Raw genomic sequence first — 17,342 nt, 5'->3', positions numbered from 1 at the left:
TACTATAGCTCCTTACCAATCAATTTCAGCACTATATATTTTCTCTATATCTCCATTTGAATTTTCTACAAGTAAGCTGCCATCATGCTCTATTCCTTCAAAAATAGCTTTAAAATTCTTTTTCGGTGTCTTAAGTGATATTTCTTCACCAATTTTGTACGCTTTATCTACCCAGCTTTTTTGAATCGGTTTAAATCCATTCTCTAAGTAGTCATTATAAAGTAATTCAAATTCTTCTAGTATACAGTGAATAAAGGTTTTACGATCAATTTCTTGATCTAAAAGTTCTTTTAAGGAGATAACTTTTGATTGAAGCTCTTCACCAAATACTTCTATTTGTTGATTCACATTAATACCTATACCAATTACCAAGTAATTTATCTTATCAACTTCCGCTTGCATCTCCGTAAGAATGCCTGCTAATTTCTTATTGTGAAGAAAAATATCATTTGGCCATTTGATTTGTACATCAATCGCTAATAATTTTTCTATCGCATTACTAACGGCAACAGCTGATAATAAAGTTAGCTGTGGGGCATTGTTAGGGGCTATTTCAGGTCGGAGTACTAAACTCATCCAAATTCCCCCACTATGATTTGATTCCCACTCCCTATTAAGTCTTCCTCTACCAGACGTTTGCTTATCAGCGATAACAAGTGTTCCAGCTTCGCAACCTGATCTAGCTAACTCATGGGCCATGTCTTGAGTAGAAGAAAGCACGGGCCTATATATGATATTTTGTCCAATAAAGGCGGTTTTCAAGTCCCATTTTAAAACAGATTCACTAAGGTGCAGTGGGATTTGCTTCAGCATATATCCTTTTTTGCGTATCGCTTCAATTTCATAACCTTCTTCTTTTAGTTCCTTTATGTATTTCCATATGGAAGTTCTTGTTACCTGGAGCTCTTCTGATAAATTTTCACCAGAAATATACGCATTTTTAGAGCTAGCTAATAAAGAAATCAGTCTTTCTTTATTTTTTTTCATGCAATAACCACTCCTTTATAGCTAGCTTAGTATTATCTATTTCACCAAGTACTACTTTTTTTTCAATTTCTAATAACAGACTATCGATCCATTTTCCTTGTTTTCTTTCAGGAAAGGTCGAGATGATATCATTTCCGTTTAAAGCTAGTTCTTTTCTGTTTGATATTGGTAATTTATTCTTTTGATATTTTAACATATTTTTAGCTGGTAGATCGACAAATAATTCGCCAGTTCGACAGAAGCTACTGATCAATTCCTTTGGAAGGCGATATATAATCCAAGCTAAAGCTTCTTTTCTTTCTACATCATTTATTAGATCAGCTAAAATAATGGCGTTTCTTTTCGCTTTGCTAGATAGCTTCCATTCTTTCGCCCACTTGTTTATATGTATAGAAGAATCATACAAGTAGAAGGTAGTAACAATTTCAGCCATGCTAAACAATCTGGCTTGATGCTTCAATAATGAGCGCTTTAATTGCTTGCTTTCTTTGATGAGCGGCAGGCAATTCACTAAATTGGTTTGAAACAATAATCGAAGAGAATATTGTACATTCTCCCCTTTAAACATTTTCTCCCATTCCACCGCGATTCTTTCCACCGCAATATACTCTATAGCCGGATGCAAAGAATGTATTGCTTCTGTGCATTCGATATCCATTTTAAAGTTTAATTGACTACTAAATCGCAATCCACGCATCATTCGAAGCGGATCTTCTTCAAATCTTTCAAAGGGATTTCTTACAGTTCTAATTAGTCTTCTTTCTATATCTTTTTTACCTTCAAATGGATCTTCTATTTTAAAATGCTTATCCATGGCCATGGCATTAATAGTAAAATCTCGCCTTGAAAGATCTGTTAGTATGTCTGTAACAAACTCAACCTTATCAGGATGCCTGTAGTCACTATAGCCTGTCTCAGTGCGATAGGTTGTTACCTCGTAAGACTTCTTTTTGTACCGCACGATAACAGTACCGTGCTTAATTCCTACAGGGATAACATCTTTAAATAATTTGATAATCTCTGAAGGTGTTGCTGATGATGCTATATCAATATCACCAATTTGTCTGTTAAGGTAATAATCTCTGACAGCACCACCAACTATAAATGCTTCATGTCCTGCCTCGTTAATTATATCTAACACTTCAAAAGCATCATGAAACATTTGCTTATGCACGTTTATCATTCCTTATTGCTGATTTATATAGATTCTCATATCCTGCTAATATTTCAGAAGAATTAAATTGTGTTTTCACGTGATTTATTGCTTCTTTAGAAAATTGCTTCCATTTTTTTTCATCTGTCAATAACTCAATTGCTTTATCAGCAGTAGCCTCTATATCCCCCACAGGAACGATATAGCCATTTTCATTATCTTTTATCACTTCAGGAATTCCACCAGCATTTGTACCAATACAAGGAACCCCACATGCCATTGCTTCTAACAATACGAGTCCAAAGCTTTCTTTTTCTGAAAGAAGTAATTTCATATCGGAAATCGATAATAATTCAGGTATGTTCTTTTGTTTACCTAAAAATAAAACATCATCAATTAATCCCAGCTTTTTAACTAGCATATGGATTTCACAGTATTCAGGGCCGTCTCCTACTAAGAAAAGTTTAGCAGGGATTTTTCTTCTGATTTTTTCAAAAGCATATATTACATCCTGTACTCGTTTTACTTTTCTGAAGTTGGAAACATGTATTAATATTTTTTCATCCTCTTTTATTTGATACTTATTTCGTAATAGCTGATTCGGTTGTGGGAAATAATCATTTTCATTTATGAAGTTATATAATACGTGCATTGGTTTTTCTATATCTAGCATATCTTTTGTTTGATTAACTAAGTTATGTGAAACGGCAGTTACAGCATCCGATTTTTCAATGCCATATTTGATCATTTTTTTAAGACTTGAATCTATTCCTAAGACGGTAATATCCGTACCATGGAGCGTCGTAATGATCTTTACGTCTCTTTGTGCCATTTCCTTCGCAAGTATGGCACACACTGCGTGTGGCATAGCATAATGGGCATGTAGAATATCCAGTTCTTCTGTATCAATTACCTCAGCCATCTTATTAGCTAAAGCTAGATCATACGGAGGATATTGAAAAACTGGATAATGATTTAATTCAACTTCATGGAAAAATATATTCGGATAAACTTGATCTAAGCGATAAGGAACACTTGAAGTTATAAAATGGATTTCGTGTCCCTTTTCAGCTAACATTTTCCCTAATTCTGTAGCAATTATTCCAGAGCCACCTACAGATGGATAACATGTGATTCCAATTTTCATCATAATTAATATCCTAACTTTTATTATTTAATTACCTTTACTATTTCTTTTCCTTCACGATATTTCTCCAGTCAAAAAATCCGGCATCTAATGCTCTAATCATTACTTCTGCACCGCCAGTATTGGTGACAAGTGGGATTTGATAAACGTCACTCAAACGCATCAATGCACTAATATCAGGTTCGTGAGGCTGAGCCGTCAGAGGATCTCTAAAGAAAATGATCAAATCCATTTCATTTTCAGCAATTTTAGCACCGATTTGTTGATCGCCACCTAACGGACCTGACTTAAATCGTGCTATTGATAAGCCCGTAGCTTCAGAAATACGTGTACCGGTAGTACCAGTAGCAAATAATTCATGCTGCTTTAAAATATTACTATATGCAATTGTAAAATTAACCATATCATCTTTTTTCTCATCATGTGCTATTAATGCAATTTTCATTTTTCTTCCCCCACTATTCCAATATATTTTCAAGACCATAAACTAATACATCAATTTTCATTACTTGCTCAACGGCTAATTTTACACCAGTCATAAATGATTGACGATGAAATGAATCATGCTTGATCGTTAAATTTTCACCGGTAGAACCAAAGATGACTTCTTGATGTGCTACTAAACCAGGTAGTCGAACACTATGGATACGCATACCATCTACATCAGAACCTCTTGCACCTGGAATTGTTTCTTTTTCATCTGGATGTCCTTGCGTCTTCTGTTCTCTTACTTCCTTAATCAGTGATGCCGTTTTAACAGCAGTTCCAGATGGTGCATCCAATTTTTGATCGTGATGTTTTTCAATTATTTCAACATCAGGGAAATATTTAGCTGCCCATTTTGAGAATTGCATCATTAATACTGCACCTATTGCAAAGTTTGGGGCAATGATAACACCAATACCTTTTTCCTCTGCTAAATCTGTTAATTCTGTTAGCTGATCCTCTGTAAAACCTGTTGTTCCTACTACTGGTCTTATGCCATAATTAATTGCAGTTTTTGTATGTAAATACCCCACCTCAGGTATAGTTAAATCAACTAATACATCGGCCTTAACGTTCTTGAAACAAGTATCTATGTCCGTATAAATAATAGCCTCAGTATCAATTTCTGCATCAAATTCATTTATCTTTTTTCCATCATACTTATTTTCTAAGCAAGCAACCAATTCCAAATTATCTGTTTTTTCAATCATTCTTACTGCCTCACTACCCATTCTTCCTCTAGCTCCAGCTACAATTACCTTTATTTTATTCATGAAAATCCTCCTCATTATTTTTCTTTGTCCAACGGTTTTTGTCACGAGATTCAATTTTACTCATGGTTTGATCAAAAGCTTCAGATAAATTTATATTTTGCTCGTTGCAAAAACAGAGCAAGACAAAGAATAAATCTCCTAATTCATTTTCAATTGTATTTTCTTTCTCTTCCTTCTTTTTAGGTTTTTCTCCGTACACATGGTTAACTTCCCGGGCAAGCTCTCCTATTTCTTCTGTAAACCTTGCCAGCATGCTTAAAGGAGAAAAGTAACCTTCTTCAAATTGCGAAATAAAATTGTCGACCCTTTTCTGCATATCATCTGTGGTTTGGTTTTGTTCCATGTAAACACTCCAAATAAGTTATTATTTTTAATGTTAGCTAAAAGTAAGACTTTTGACAACATTTTAACTTTAATAATGTGAACCCATTTTATATAGTAAAAAAGTGTGAGCTAATTTTTGTTAGCTCACACCGAATATTCCTTCTATCATAAAGCATCAAACGATGAGTTGTTAGTTGTAAAAACTATTCGTCACCCTGTAAGAAAAACATCGAAGCAAATCGAATTAATTCTGCAAGCGCTACGAGTGCTGCAGCAACATACGTAAGGGCTGCGGCATTTAGAACCTTCTTCGTTTGTCTTTCCTCGTTGTTATTAATAATTCCAGTTGAAACAAGCTGAGTCATTGCTCGATTTGATGCATCAAATTCAACAGGTAGTGTTACCAGTTGGAATAATACGGCAAATGACATGAAAATAACACCTGCTAAAACTAAATTCATCGCACCCATAATCATACCAGCAATAATGAATACAAATGCCATTTTATCTCCAAGGCTCGCAATTGGAACTAATTTATGCCTTAATCGTAAAAAGGCATAGGCTTCTGCATCTTGAATAGCATGTCCAACCTCATGAGCTGCAATTGCTTCAGCTGCAGCAGAATATCCGTGATAATTTGCACTTGAAAGACGCACTACTTTTTTTCGTGGATCATAATGGTCTGACAACATTCCTTTTGTTTCCTCAATACTTACATTAAAAAGACCATTATCATCTAGTATTTTTCTAGCAACCTGTGCACCAGTCATCATTGATGCATTCATTATTTTTGAATATTTTTTATAGGTTTTTTTCACTTTTGATTGCGCCAAAAAAGGTACGAGCATAAGAATTGCAAAATAAACGAGATAGCCTATCATTCTCATTCCTCCAGTTGTATGTCTTGCGTGTAATTCTATATGGTCAATTTTAGTCAAAAACACTGTTTGTGTCAATAAAACTGTTTCTCATCGTGTTTTAGATAAACTGAGTTGCTGATTGGAAATTAATATTTTGTATGCAAGAAGAATGGTAAAAATACTTAGCCAAAAAGTGACATATCCAATTTCATCTTGATAAAGGGCTAATTTGGAATATGTGGGCATCATATCAAAAACGTAATCAATTATTTCATTATGTAATATCCATATACTCGCAATGGTAAGATGTTTTAATTTTATGCGCATTAAAGGTGCATATAATACTGCTTGAAGAGCCATTGCAAAATGAGATGCCATCAGCATGTAACCAGTCCACGACAAGGTGCCGTCAACGATCAGGGTAAGTAAATTCATCATAACTGCCCAAATACCGTATTTTACTAATGAAACAAATGCCAATGCCTCGATTGTTGGACTTTGCTTCTTAATTAAAAACAGGAACAAAAAAATTGTGAAAAATAGGCTTGCTGTAGGACTATCTGGTACAAATGGCAAAAAATGAATCGGTGTCACTTCAAGTTGACTTTTATACCAGTAGTACCCATAGATTGTCCCGAGTAGATTTATAATAAACAATAAAAAAATAAATTTACGATCAAACAACATAAATTTAATCATATTCATTCTTCCCTTTTAAAAAGCTCTCGCAAAAGTGTGCGAGAGCTTTTTTTATTCTTCTTCGTTAACTGAAACGATAAATTCTGCTAATTGATCCAATTCTTCATCTGTTCCTTGGAACTGATCAGCAGGCATAGAGCCGATACCATCAACAGCGATTTCTTTAATTTCATCAGCAGTATATTCGATTCCTATTAAACTAGGAGCTGCTGCACCACCTTCTAAAGACCCACCATGACATTGCAAACAACTATTCTCATAAGCTGCATAGCCTGGATCTTCTGTATCAATCTCAACTTCTTCTTCTAATACGGGTTTGTTATTTTCTGCTTTTGCCTCATAATCGACGGCAGCTGCCGCTTCATAGGTTAACCAAAATACAGAAATAATTCCGAGTAGCATTAAAGAAGTTGTAATTGGCCTGCGATGTGGTCTTCTTTCTGGACCCTTATCTAAAAACGGAGCTAGTAACAGACCGCCAAAAGCTAATCCAGGTATAACGATAACACCCAAAACAACGTATGGGCCACTTGCAAATTGATATTTCAGTAATTGATATAAAAACAAGAAATACCAGTCAGGTAAAGGTAAATATGCAGCATCAGTTGGATCAGCCATTTTTTCTAATGGTGCTGGGTGAGCAATTGTTAAGCATAAAAAGCCTACTAGAAAAACTGCCCCAACTAGCCATTCTTTTAATAGAAAGTTTGGCCAGAATGCTTCCGTTCTGCCTGGATATTCTGAATAATCTTTTGGAATAAATTTTTGTTTGTCGGCAGTAACACGTGAATCACCGACAAAACGCATTCCTTTTCCTCTTTTCACAGCTATCCCTCCTTTTCATCCATGAATTTTATAGTGGGCCTGAGATCCCTTGTTTACGAATCATAATAAAGTGAATACCCATTAGTAAAAATAATGCGGCTGGTAAGAAGAATACATGAATAGCAAAGAATCTTGTAAGTGTTTGTGCCCCAACAATTTCAGGGTCTCCACCAAGTAAAGATTTAGTTGCTTCACCAATAAATGGCACACCTTCAGCAATTTCTAACGTTACCTGTGTTGCAAAGTATGCTTTATTATCCCATGGAAGTAAGTAACCAGTTAGACCAAGTGCTAGCATGATGAAAAAGATCATGACACCTACCATCCAGTTAAGCTCACGAGGTTTTTTATATGCACCCTGGAAAAACACGCGTAAAGTATGTAAAAATAACATGACAATTACCACACTAGCTCCCCAATGGTGCATTCCACGAACAATTTGTCCATGAGCAACTTCTGTTTGTAAATAATATACGCTTCGCCAAGCGTTTTCAATATCTGGTACGTAATACATTGTTAAAAACATACCGGATAAAATTTGAATAACAGTAACAAAAAAAGTTAATCCACCAAAACAATAAACAAACGCAGAAAAGTGATGCGCAGGGTTTACATGCTCTGGTACTTCGTGATCGGCAATATCTCGCCATAATGGGGTGATATCTACACGATCATCAATCCAATCGTATACTTTCTGTAGCATCATTAAAACTCCCCTCTTGGTTTCGCATTACCTAAATACAGTGTACCCTCTCTTACTTCATGCTCAAACACATCAAGAGCAGCATTAGGAGGTGTATTTGGTACGTTTACCCCATCCTTATAATATCTTCCATCATGACATGGACAAAAGAATTGCTCAGGATGATCAGGATCCCCTTGCCAATTAACTACACAGCCTAAGTGCTTACACACAGGAGATAAAGCCATTATTTCATCATTATCTGTTTTATATACCCACGCACTTTTTGTAACTTCGGATTCATACCATGCATCAACTTGATCAATCGTCCAATCAAATCTTTGTGGTTCAGTTGTTAGTTCGTCCACTTGCGCAACAGCCTTTAAATCTCCACCGCTAGAAGCTTGTAATACTGGATCAATGGCAAAGCGAACCATTGGTGCTAACATACCAGCTGCCATAAATCCACCTACCCCAGTAAGTGTATAATTTAAAAACTGACGACGCGATACTGGTTGTTTTTTCCCACTCATAATTTTACCCCCCTCTGTCTATATTCCGAATCATGGATTTTTATCTCTTATAATACTAGGACATTACCATGATAGCGCAAACTAAGGACCCGGTCAATAAAATATAATTACTAAAAATACTATTTAGTATGTTTTTTAAAAGTCAATAGCATATTTGAAAAAATAAGCACCAATTTAACTATTTTTCCAATAAGTTCGAATCAAATCAGATAATAGCTTTGCTTGATGATGTAACACCTTTAAGGCATCCTCTTTTTCTCTTTCATTTATCGAAGGTGCAGTAATCCATAATAATTGTCCATTAAGATCCTTCTCATTTAATTTCCATTGTGGATCAAAACTTAAGAAAAACACATGTTTGAAATGTTCATTTTTAAGGTTTTCTATCCAATTGTTTAAGCGGTTTACTTCTAATTGATAATCACATTTTACATGGTAGGTATAAGTTGGGTATAAGAAAACACGACCAGTATAATGTCTTTCGATTTCTTTGGATATTACTTGTATTGCATCTGCTTGTTCTAACCAATCTTGAGCCTGATTTGATGCAATATCATCAATTCCTAGAAGTGGTATGAATATTGTATCGACGTACTCTTTTGCTTCTTGATATCGTTCTCTATCCTTTTGTTTCCATTCCATGGTTTATTTTCATCCTTTGTCAATTATCCCAAGTTTATTTAAGCTTTTTATTACTTTCTTCTAAATCCTTTAAGGCGTTGGTATAAAAAATAAAATCAGTTTCATTTTTAGAGTCTAAAGCATTATTTATTGCTGCTTCAATTTTATCCTTTTGAAATTTGTAGACAGAAAAACTTAGTAATTCGCTAATATTCTCTTTATCCCCACTTGTAAGAAAATAATCTTCAGGTAAATATGGATTATCCTCTAACACTACTGCATATGGGATAGAGTATTTCGAATTTTTAAAATTAAGTTGAATATAAATTGGGTCCTTACGGTTTAATCTTATATCATGAAAAGATTTATCCGCATCTGTTGTCACAATATGCTTTTTGTAAAACCGAAAAGCAACTTGATCCGTACAATGTGTTGATATAATCATGGCGCGTGGACAAAACTTAGCTTCACGAACAAAATGAGTGTAATTCAAAATTTCATCATGATTTAACAAATAATTAAGAATCCAAACACTTTCTCTTTTCTTTGGCTGATAATGACTTAAGAAATACTTTATAAAGTCTTTCTTATCTTTTAATGTTATGGAAGATTCCACGCTGTTTTCCCCTCCAATATTTAAAGACTTATTGTTCTTTAACGCGATTCAAGTACTCTTCCATTTCAACATCAGAAGGATCTATTTTTAAATAGCTGTCTAGTATCACGATTGCTTCTTTTACTTTTCCTTCTTCCATTAAAAAGTACCCATAATCCTTTAAATAATCTGCATCTTCTTTTAAATTATTATATGCTTCCTCGTAAGATTTTAATGCTTTTTCATAATACTCTTCTTCACTATATGCTTTTGCTAATTCCCACTTAAGAAGTCCATCCTGGTCATCAAGCTCAGTAGACAAGGTTAAATGGTCGATAATGGCAGTATAGTCATTTTTCTGTTTAAATACTTCAATTAAAAATAATATAGCTTCTTTATAGTCAGGATCTAATTCTAACGCTTTTTTTATAGAAGCTTCTGCTAGCTCATCTTCTCTAAATTGATGAGCTAACCTTCCTAGTTCTAGTTGTAATTCTTTGCTGAAAGGATCTATCTCTACACCCTTTTTGGCAATCTTATAAGCTTCATCTTTTTGCCCTTCTTCATAGAGAGCTTCTGCTAGGTATAGATAGACAGCAGGATAGTCTTCATCTTTTTCTAATAGTGCTTTAAAGGAATCTATAGCAATATCAAATCTTTCTGCTCGAAAAGCTAAATACGCATATCTAAACAAGGCTTCTGGATCATTTGTATCACTATTTTCATAAAATTCAAATGCTTTTTCAAATTCACCAGAGCCAGCATAAGCTTCTGCTAGACGAAGCTTAATATCTATATCTGCTACTTGGCTTTCTTTTCGTAATACTTTTTCATAATAATTACTAGCTTTCACATATTCGGCTAACGAAAACGCCAATTCGCCTAAAGCAAAATCAATCACAATTTCAGTGGGATTGGTATTTTTTGCTTCTAATAATTTATTTTCTGCCACCTCATACAATCCTTGAGATTGATAAAGATCTGCTAACTGCACTAATGCAGCAAGATAACCTTCTTCTTCTGGCTCAAATTCATTTAAAATAGCGATAGCTTCATCGTCATTATCAAGATCAATATAAATGTCTGATAATAATATTTTCGCTTCACTATTATCTTTTATTTGTAACAATATTTGCTCTGCTTTGTCATGTAAGCCTAGCTGAATAAATAATGCTGCAATATCTAACCTTTGATCTAGATCGACTTCCATTACATTGTCTTCTAATAGTACAATAGCTTCTTCTGTTTTACCTTCTTGAATCCACTCTATACCCTGTTCAAAAATATTCATATAAACAACCCTTCTATACATGTCTGTAATTTCATCTTCTTTTATCATATCTGAGCAAGTTAGAAGCATCAATAAAAAACTCCTAACATTTATCGATCGTAAATCGATGATAACATGAAAGAAGTCAAAGTTTTAAATATTAGTTTATTAGTTTGTCCAAATCTTCAAAAAACCTAGGATATGATACTGAAATACACGCTGCGTCAGATAATTCAATTGTGCCTTCCGCTATCAAAGAGGCAATTGCAACCATCATACCTATACGATGATCACCATAAGAATTGGTTTTATTTGCTTTTAATTTAGTAGGACCATTAATAATCATACCATCATTAGTAGGTTCAATATTTGCACCAAGTGCTTTTAAATTTTCGACTACAGAAGCGATTCGATCGGTTTCTTTAAATCGTAATTCTTCGGCATCTTTAATAATGGTTTTTCCTGATGCTTGCGTTGCCAGTAAAGCAATAATAGGAATTTCGTCAATAATCCTAGGAATGATATCTCCTTCAATTGTAGTAGCTTTTATATCGGAGCTTTGAACTTTAATGGATCCGATTAATTCGCCACCAATTGTTTTCTCTTCTACGACATCGATATCTACATCCATCATTTTTAAAACATCTAATATTCCAGTTCTTGTTGGATTGAGGCCAACTTCATCAATGGTTAATTTGCTATTTTTAGCAAGTGCCGTAGCAACAAGAAAGAATGCTGCAGATGAAATATCTCCTGGTACTTGTATATCACAGGCTGTAAGCTGCTGTTTACCCTCGATACTTACTGTATTTTTATCAATTTCAAGCTTTACACCAAATGCTTGAAGCATGTTTTCGGTATGATCTCTTGTTTTAGCATCTTCTTCCACTACAGTGGTTCCATTTGCTAATAAACCCGCGAGCAAAACCCCAGACTTTACTTGCGCACTTTTAACTGGTGTATGATAGGTAATCGCGTTTAATTCTTTACCCCTAACGGCAAGTGGAAGATATTTACCTTGTTCTCTACCATCAATTTGGGCACCCATTAAAGAGAGTGGGACAACAATTCGGTCCATAGGGCGAACAGTTAAGGAAGCGTCTCCGAATAAAGTAAAATGATGCGGAAGACCAGCCAGAATCCCTAATAATAATCTAGAAGTAGTACCCGAATTCCCTAAATTAATAGGTACTAATGGTTCTTTAAGTCCTGCTATACTTCTTCCGTTAACCGTAACATTATCATTTTCCTGGGTAATGTTTACACCCATTGAACGAAATGCGTTTATAGTAGAGATACAATCCTCACCTGCTAGAAAATTTGTAATTAATGAGGTTCCATTAGCCATTGAGGCAAACATCACTGCACGATGAGAAATAGATTTATCTCCAGGAACTTGAATAGCCCCTTTTATCGACTGATTCGTATAGTTCAATAACTTCGTTGACAAATACATCCCTCCTATTCTTCTATCATGGTTTCATAACCATTTCTTTTTAATATAGCATTACTAACAACTTGGTCATTTTTATCTTGAAAGCTAAGTCTTAAAACACCTGTAATTCCTTCGCGAATTTCCAAAATTTCAATGTTGTTTATACTAATTGCTTGGTTTGCTAAAATTTCAATAACTTTTAGCAAGGCACCAGGCTGGTCAAAAATATCGACATAAAGATCATAGAACGAAGGTATAACGCCTTTTTTCTTACTGTCTAGACCATCTCTAAAATCTTTTGCCTCTTCTAGATATTTCTGGATTTTCTCATTTTCTCCTGAGTCAATAAGTTCTTTTATTTCTGTCATTTCTTTTATCCAATCGGCTAATAGCGTGCTCATTTTATCCTTATTCAGAAAGAATATATCCTTCCACATACTAGGATTACTTGAAGCTATCCTAGTAATATCTCTAAACCCACCTGCGGCTAACTTAGGGATATAAGGATGCTTTTTCTGCCAGCTTTTAGCTTGGTGAACAAGTGAAGAGGCAATGAGGTGAGGGAAATGTGAGATTACACCAGTCATTTCATCATGTTCATCAGCATCTAAAATAAGAAATTTACTTTTAGTGTGAAATAGTAATGTTTTCAAGTCATTTATATCATTACTAGTAGAAGATTCGGTAGGTGTAAGCACATAGATAGCATTCTCAAATAAATGACCTTTAGAGGCTTGGATACCTTTTTTATGAGAACCTGCCATAGGATGGCCACCAATAAAGGAAATATTAGGGTTTGTTATACTTAACGCCGCTTCCATAACGGGACCTTTAACAGAAGAAACATCAGTAATGATAATCTTATTTTCAAATGCAATATGAGAGATTTGATGAATTAAATCAACCGTTACGGAAACCGGTGCTGCTAAGATACAAATATCCACCTTTTGAATAACTTCTTCAAAATCAGTAGAGACTGCGTCTGTTATCCCGTTCATCCTACTGTATTCTAACGTGGACGGGTTAGTATCATAGCCATAAACAAATGCATTTGTATTTTTTTTAATATTTAAAGCTAACGAGCCTCCGATTAAACCGAGGCCCGCTACCAGAACTTTTTGTTCCACTACTTATTCTCCTCTTTTACTTCTTCTAAAAAACCTTTTATTAATTGTGAAAGTTCTTCCATATGTTCCTTTGCGCCAATTGTAATACGAACACCATTTGGATGACCTAAGGCTTCTCCTGATCGAATTATAAAACCGCGCTCTAAAAGATATTCACATAATTGATCGCCTGTTGTAGGTAATTTCACGAAGATAAAATTTGCTTCTGAATCGTAGGCAGTTAAGCCAACCTCCTCGAGAAAATCACAAAAAGCTTTTTTATTTTTACTGTTTTCATCAAGAGTATTTGCCAGGAAATCCTCATCCTGTAGAACAATCGTAGCTGCTTCTTGTGCTATGGATGTTGTATTAAAAGGACCTCGTGCAATATTTAATGTATTAGCTATTTCTATTGAAGCTACACCATAACCAATTCGTAAGTTCGCTAGACCATAGGCTTTAGAAAAGGTGCGTAATACGATTAAATTAGGATATTTTTGTAGTAAAGATATACTTTGAGGATTATTTTCATCAGAAATATACTCATAGTATGCTTCATCTAATACTACTAAAATATCTTTTGGACATTCTTTTAAAAACATTAGTAATTCTTGTTTTGGAATTAATGCTCCAGTGGGATTATTCGGTGAACACAACCAAGCTATTTTGGTTTTACTTGAAATAGCTTCTAGCATTCCTTTTATATCATGGTATCCATTGATCAATGGAACTTCCTTAATACTTGCTCCTTGAATTAATGAGTTATGCTTATATTGTGGAAAAGTAGGTACTGCCATAATAGTTTCAGATGATTGATCTAAATAGGTTCTGCATATAATATCGACTACTTCATCAGAACCACAACCGAAAATTAATTGGTTTTTTTCTACATTCAGTCTATTAGCTAGCTCTTCTCTAATTTTTGTAGCGTATCCATCTGGATAAATTTCAAGGTGTTCTAACATTTTAGGAATAGCAGTTTGGACTTTTTCCGAATACCCAAAAGGATTTTCATTCGACGCTAATTTCACTATATTCGTTAAACCATAAGCTTTTTTAACATCTTCAATTTGCTTACCAGGGGTATAAGGAGTCATCGTGTTAAAGACTTCTTTTGCTTTCATAATTGATCGCTCCTGTTCTATTGCCAAATTATTCTTTCGTTAAATCGGGACGTAATTGAATCGCCTCATTCAAATAAGTATGGTTAACTTTATCTTGTGGCAATTTCGTTTCAACTGACATCATTACTCGAATGCATTTCTCTAAACTACCTGGAACATCAATTTCAGGCATACACATCACCGGTACATATTTCCAGCCATCTATTAGTCGTAAGGCCTTCGCTGGAAAGGTCGCTGTTATATCTGAAGTCACAGAAATAAAAACAGAGCTAATAAGTTCAGGATTCACCTGGTTACTTTTTGCCATTTCCTCCATAAGACGTTTCGTTTCTTTTATAATTTCATCTTCTTCATTGAAACGAACAGTTGTCGCACCCCTAATTCCTCTGATCAATTTGACCCCAACTTTCTTAGAAATTTATCCAAATAAGCTGATAGCTCTTCATCTGTGAAGTCTACAAGAATTGGTTTTCCAATATTTTCAAGCAATACCATTTGCACAATCGCATGTTTAGCTTTTTTGTCCTTTTTCATCCGTTTTATTAAATGGGATAAATTAAGCTTTCCGATTTTAATAGGATAATGATTAAAATCCATCCAAGCTTGATAATCTGAAGAAAATAAATCCACATTGAATTTTTCTTCACTTATTTCCAAAGCGAACAGCATTCCAATCGCTACAGCTTCCCCGTGGGTTAAATTACCATAACCCATTTCAGACTCTATCGCGTGCCCTAAGGTATGGCCAAAATTCAGAAATTTTCTAATGCTACTTTCTTTTTCATCTTTCTCAACAATATTTGCTTTTACTTTAATACCGTCACATAGATGCCTTATCAATTGCGTGTTTTCAATCTCATTTTTTATATCTAAATGAAGTACGTCTTTTAATAAGTCGCCGTTAGCAATAAAACCATGCTTTATAACTTCAGCATAACCTGACCTTATTTCATGAGAAGGTAAAGAATGTAATGTATCAACATCATAAACTACTGCAACTGGAGGATAGAAACTACCAATTAAATTTTTTCCTTCAGGATGATTGATTGCTACTTTTCCACCAACACTACTATCGTGAGCTAAGATGGTAGTTGGGACTTGAATAAAATCTATCCCTCTCATAAAAGTAGAAGCTACAAAACCAGACAAATCACCAATCATTCCTCCACCTAGTGCAATAATTAGGGAATGACGATCCATGTTATTTTCAATAGAATATGTTAAAAGGCGATAGTACTCTTCTATATTTTTAGAAGCTTCACCTGAGGGTACGACATATTTTAAAATATCCACAGCTTCATCAAATCCCTTAGAAATATCATCAGCATAAAGCTTATCAACTGTGGAATCAGTGATGAGTAAAATTCGTTTATATTCTTTTTCTATTAATTGATTAATATTAAATCTGAGACCAGATGCTACATGGACACGATAGCTACCTAAATTAGTTTGAATCTTTTCTGTATGCATTAGAAATTCCTTATTTCCTCACGATATTGATCTATCGCTTCTTTTAATTTAGGGAATTGATCGTTAGGAAACTGCTCAGTAATTGCTTTTGCAACTTCGAATGCAACCACGTGTTCCATAACAACTGCAGCGGCTGGTACAGCACAGGAATCAGATCGTTCAATACTTGCATTAAAAACTTCTTTTGTTTCAATATCAACGCTTTGAAGTGGTTTATATAAAGTAGGAATTGGCTTCATTACTCCTTTTACAACAACAGGCATTCCTGTTGTCATCCCACCTTCAAAGCCACCTAAACGATTTGATTTTCTGTAATATCCATCTTCTTTATTCCAAGCAATTTCATCATGAACTTGACTACCGTTTTTTCTAGCAGCTTCAAAGCCTATTCCAAATTCAACACCTTTAAAGGCGTTGATACTGCATACAGCTCCAGCAATTCGACCATCTAATTTTCTATCATAATGCACATATGACCCTAAACCAGCGGGCAAACCTTCGATGTAAACTTCACATACTCCACCAATGGAATCCCCGTCTTTTTTGGCTTGATCAATGGCATCCATCATTTTTTGACTTGCCTCTGGATCTAGACAACGAACTGCTGATTCTTCAGAAATATCTTTTCTTTCATTCATTGGCATATCTTCGTATTCCTTCGCCTTTATTCCAGCGATTTCTTTTACATAGCCTATGATTTCTATATCCAGATTTTTTAATAAAGTTTTAGCAACTGCTCCAGCTGCAACTCTTGCTCCAGTTTCTCTAGCAGAAGAACGCTCCAAAATGTTTCTCATATCACGATGACCGTATTTAATCGCGCCGTTTAAGTCAGCATGACCTGGCCTTGGTCGAGTAACCACTCTTCTAATGTTTTGGTCTTCTGCAACTGGATCTTCTCCCATTACGTCTATCCAATGTTTGAAGTCATCATTATGCACCACTAGAGCAATTGGTGAGCCTAATGTATATCCATGTCTAATACCACCAACAATGTCAACTAGGTCCTTCTCTATTTGCATCCTTTTACCTCGACCATGTCCTTTTTGGCGGCGTAATAATGATTCATTTATATCCTCAGAGCTTATGGGCAAATTAGCCGGAAGCCCTTCTACAATTGTAGTTAATTGTTTTCCATGTGATTCTCCAGCAGTTAAATAGCGCAATGAAGATTCCCCCTGTTTAAATATTTTTAATTACTATATCACACCTCTTAAATATTTTGGCTAGAATATAGTGAAAAAGTTTGTTT

Annotated in this window: 20 protein-coding genes; all 20 read right to left on the bottom strand. The window is 34.7% G+C overall.

What is annotated here, in order from left to right:
• Positions 1-12: 12 nt before the first annotated feature.
• The gene (locus DFR57_RS13905) at positions 13-987 is read right to left on the bottom strand and encodes a biotin--[acetyl-CoA-carboxylase] ligase (protein WP_114353816.1); all 975 of its coding nucleotides are present in this window, start codon (positions 985-987) and stop codon (positions 13-15) included.
• Positions 974-2,161 (bottom strand): CCA tRNA nucleotidyltransferase, encoded by a 1,188-nt coding sequence (locus tag DFR57_RS13900; RefSeq protein WP_170132989.1) that lies wholly within the window; start codon positions 2,159-2,161, stop codon positions 974-976. Before DFR57_RS13900 ends, DFR57_RS13905 begins: the two co-directional genes overlap by 14 nt.
• Positions 2,154-3,290 carry an N-acetyl-alpha-D-glucosaminyl L-malate synthase BshA gene (bshA, locus tag DFR57_RS13895; protein ID WP_114353814.1) on the bottom strand — a complete coding sequence of 379 codons (1,137 nt, stop codon included), beginning with the start codon at positions 3,288-3,290 and terminating at the stop codon, positions 2,154-2,156. The genes DFR57_RS13900 and bshA overlap by 8 nt, the downstream gene beginning before the upstream one ends.
• 37 nt (positions 3,291-3,327) lie before the next feature.
• Positions 3,328-3,732, bottom strand: coding sequence for a methylglyoxal synthase (gene mgsA, locus DFR57_RS13890; protein ID WP_114353813.1), 405 nt, complete (start codon positions 3,730-3,732; stop codon positions 3,328-3,330).
• 13 nt (positions 3,733-3,745) lie between these two features.
• Positions 3,746-4,546 carry a 4-hydroxy-tetrahydrodipicolinate reductase gene (dapB, locus tag DFR57_RS13885; protein WP_114353812.1) on the bottom strand — a complete coding sequence of 267 codons (801 nt, stop codon included), beginning with the start codon at positions 4,544-4,546 and terminating at the stop codon, positions 3,746-3,748.
• Positions 4,539-4,889: a nucleotide pyrophosphohydrolase gene (locus DFR57_RS13880; protein ID WP_114353811.1), complete on the bottom strand. Its 351-nt coding sequence runs from the start codon at positions 4,887-4,889 to the stop codon at positions 4,539-4,541. Before DFR57_RS13880 ends, dapB begins: the two co-directional genes overlap by 8 nt.
• A gap of 184 nt (positions 4,890-5,073) precedes the next feature.
• Positions 5,074-5,751 carry a zinc metallopeptidase gene (locus DFR57_RS13875; protein ID WP_114353810.1) on the bottom strand — a complete coding sequence of 226 codons (678 nt, stop codon included), beginning with the start codon at positions 5,749-5,751 and terminating at the stop codon, positions 5,074-5,076.
• A gap of 87 nt (positions 5,752-5,838) precedes the next feature.
• Complete coding sequence (lhaT, locus tag DFR57_RS13870) at positions 5,839-6,435, bottom strand: lipoprotein heptaprenylglyceryl N-acetyltransferase LhaT (protein ID WP_114353809.1); 597 nt, start codon at positions 6,433-6,435, stop codon at positions 5,839-5,841.
• A gap of 45 nt (positions 6,436-6,480) precedes the next feature.
• On the bottom strand, positions 6,481-7,254 hold the full coding sequence (locus tag DFR57_RS13865) for a menaquinol-cytochrome c reductase cytochrome b/c subunit (RefSeq protein WP_114353808.1): 774 nt from the start codon (positions 7,252-7,254) through the stop codon (positions 6,481-6,483).
• A gap of 28 nt (positions 7,255-7,282) precedes the next feature.
• On the bottom strand, positions 7,283-7,957 hold the full coding sequence (gene qcrB, locus DFR57_RS13860) for a menaquinol-cytochrome c reductase cytochrome b subunit (RefSeq protein ID WP_114353864.1): 675 nt from the start codon (positions 7,955-7,957) through the stop codon (positions 7,283-7,285).
• Between the two features lie 2 nt (positions 7,958-7,959).
• Positions 7,960-8,469, bottom strand: coding sequence for a Rieske (2Fe-2S) protein (locus tag DFR57_RS13855; RefSeq protein ID WP_114353807.1), 510 nt, complete (start codon positions 8,467-8,469; stop codon positions 7,960-7,962).
• Between the two features lie 174 nt (positions 8,470-8,643).
• Positions 8,644-9,111 carry a DUF2487 family protein gene (locus DFR57_RS13850; protein WP_114353806.1) on the bottom strand — a complete coding sequence of 156 codons (468 nt, stop codon included), beginning with the start codon at positions 9,109-9,111 and terminating at the stop codon, positions 8,644-8,646.
• Between the two features lie 34 nt (positions 9,112-9,145).
• Positions 9,146-9,706 carry a ReoY family proteolytic degradation factor gene (locus tag DFR57_RS13845; RefSeq protein ID WP_114353805.1) on the bottom strand — a complete coding sequence of 187 codons (561 nt, stop codon included), beginning with the start codon at positions 9,704-9,706 and terminating at the stop codon, positions 9,146-9,148.
• Positions 9,707-9,734: 28 nt separating this feature from the next.
• Positions 9,735-11,045, bottom strand: a complete 1,311-nt coding sequence (locus DFR57_RS13840) for a tetratricopeptide repeat protein (RefSeq protein WP_245937476.1) — start codon at positions 11,043-11,045, stop codon at positions 9,735-9,737.
• Between the two features lie 70 nt (positions 11,046-11,115).
• Entirely contained in the window at positions 11,116-12,411 is a 1,296-nt protein-coding gene (aroA, locus tag DFR57_RS13835; RefSeq protein ID WP_114353804.1) for a 3-phosphoshikimate 1-carboxyvinyltransferase, read from the bottom strand.
• Between the two features lie 5 nt (positions 12,412-12,416).
• Complete coding sequence (locus DFR57_RS13830) at positions 12,417-13,517, bottom strand: prephenate dehydrogenase (RefSeq protein ID WP_114353803.1); 1,101 nt, start codon at positions 13,515-13,517, stop codon at positions 12,417-12,419.
• Positions 13,517-14,620, bottom strand: coding sequence for a histidinol-phosphate transaminase (hisC, locus tag DFR57_RS13825; RefSeq protein WP_114353802.1), 1,104 nt, complete (start codon positions 14,618-14,620; stop codon positions 13,517-13,519). Before hisC ends, DFR57_RS13830 begins: the two co-directional genes overlap by 1 nt.
• Positions 14,621-14,648: 28 nt before the next feature.
• Positions 14,649-15,014 carry a chorismate mutase gene (gene aroH, locus DFR57_RS13820; RefSeq protein ID WP_114353801.1) on the bottom strand — a complete coding sequence of 122 codons (366 nt, stop codon included), beginning with the start codon at positions 15,012-15,014 and terminating at the stop codon, positions 14,649-14,651.
• A complete protein-coding gene (gene aroB, locus DFR57_RS13815) occupies positions 15,011-16,090 on the bottom strand; it encodes a 3-dehydroquinate synthase (RefSeq protein ID WP_114353800.1) in 1,080 nt (359 codons plus the stop codon). The genes aroH and aroB overlap by 4 nt, the downstream gene beginning before the upstream one ends.
• Positions 16,090-17,256: a chorismate synthase gene (gene aroC / locus DFR57_RS13810; protein WP_114353799.1), complete on the bottom strand. Its 1,167-nt coding sequence runs from the start codon at positions 17,254-17,256 to the stop codon at positions 16,090-16,092. Before aroC ends, aroB begins: the two co-directional genes overlap by 1 nt.
• Positions 17,257-17,342: the final 86 nt, after the last annotated feature.

This window comes from Saliterribacillus persicus (assembly GCF_003337485.1).
GTDB lineage: Bacteria > Bacillota > Bacilli > Bacillales > Amphibacillaceae > Saliterribacillus > Saliterribacillus persicus.
The sequence above is the reverse complement of the archived record's forward strand: the minus strand, read 5'-3'. Positions and strand labels throughout refer to the sequence as shown.

Bases quoted from the DNA above. Each gene is read 5' to 3' on its own strand.
- aroB (WP_114353800.1), bottom strand. From the start codon at position 16,090: ATGCATACAGAAAAGATTCAAACTAATTTAGGTAGCTATCGTGTCCAT.
- mgsA (WP_114353813.1), bottom strand. From the start codon at position 3,732: ATGAAAATTGCATTAATAGCACATGATGAGAAAAAAGATGATATGGTT.
- dapB (WP_114353812.1), bottom strand. From the start codon at position 4,546: ATGAATAAAATAAAGGTAATTGTAGCTGGAGCTAGAGGAAGAATGGGT.
- aroA (WP_114353804.1), bottom strand. From the start codon at position 12,411: ATGTATTTGTCAACGAAGTTATTGAACTATACGAATCAGTCGATAAAA.
- lhaT (WP_114353809.1), bottom strand. From the start codon at position 6,435: ATGAATATGATTAAATTTATGTTGTTTGATCGTAAATTTATTTTTTTA.
- DFR57_RS13875 (WP_114353810.1), bottom strand. From the start codon at position 5,751: ATGATAGGCTATCTCGTTTATTTTGCAATTCTTATGCTCGTACCTTTT.
- qcrB (WP_114353864.1), bottom strand. From the start codon at position 7,957: ATGCTACAGAAAGTATACGATTGGATTGATGATCGTGTAGATATCACC.
- DFR57_RS13840 (WP_245937476.1), bottom strand. From the start codon at position 11,045: ATGCTTCTAACTTGCTCAGATATGATAAAAGAAGATGAAATTACAGAC.
- hisC (WP_114353802.1), bottom strand. From the start codon at position 14,620: ATGAAAGCAAAAGAAGTCTTTAACACGATGACTCCTTATACCCCTGGT.
- DFR57_RS13855 (WP_114353807.1), bottom strand. From the start codon at position 8,469: ATGAGTGGGAAAAAACAACCAGTATCGCGTCGTCAGTTTTTAAATTAT.
- bshA (WP_114353814.1), bottom strand. From the start codon at position 3,290: ATGATGAAAATTGGAATCACATGTTATCCATCTGTAGGTGGCTCTGGA.
- DFR57_RS13905 (WP_114353816.1), bottom strand. From the start codon at position 987: ATGAAAAAAAATAAAGAAAGACTGATTTCTTTATTAGCTAGCTCTAAA.
- DFR57_RS13850 (WP_114353806.1), bottom strand. From the start codon at position 9,111: ATGGAATGGAAACAAAAGGATAGAGAACGATATCAAGAAGCAAAAGAG.
- DFR57_RS13880 (WP_114353811.1), bottom strand. From the start codon at position 4,889: ATGGAACAAAACCAAACCACAGATGATATGCAGAAAAGGGTCGACAAT.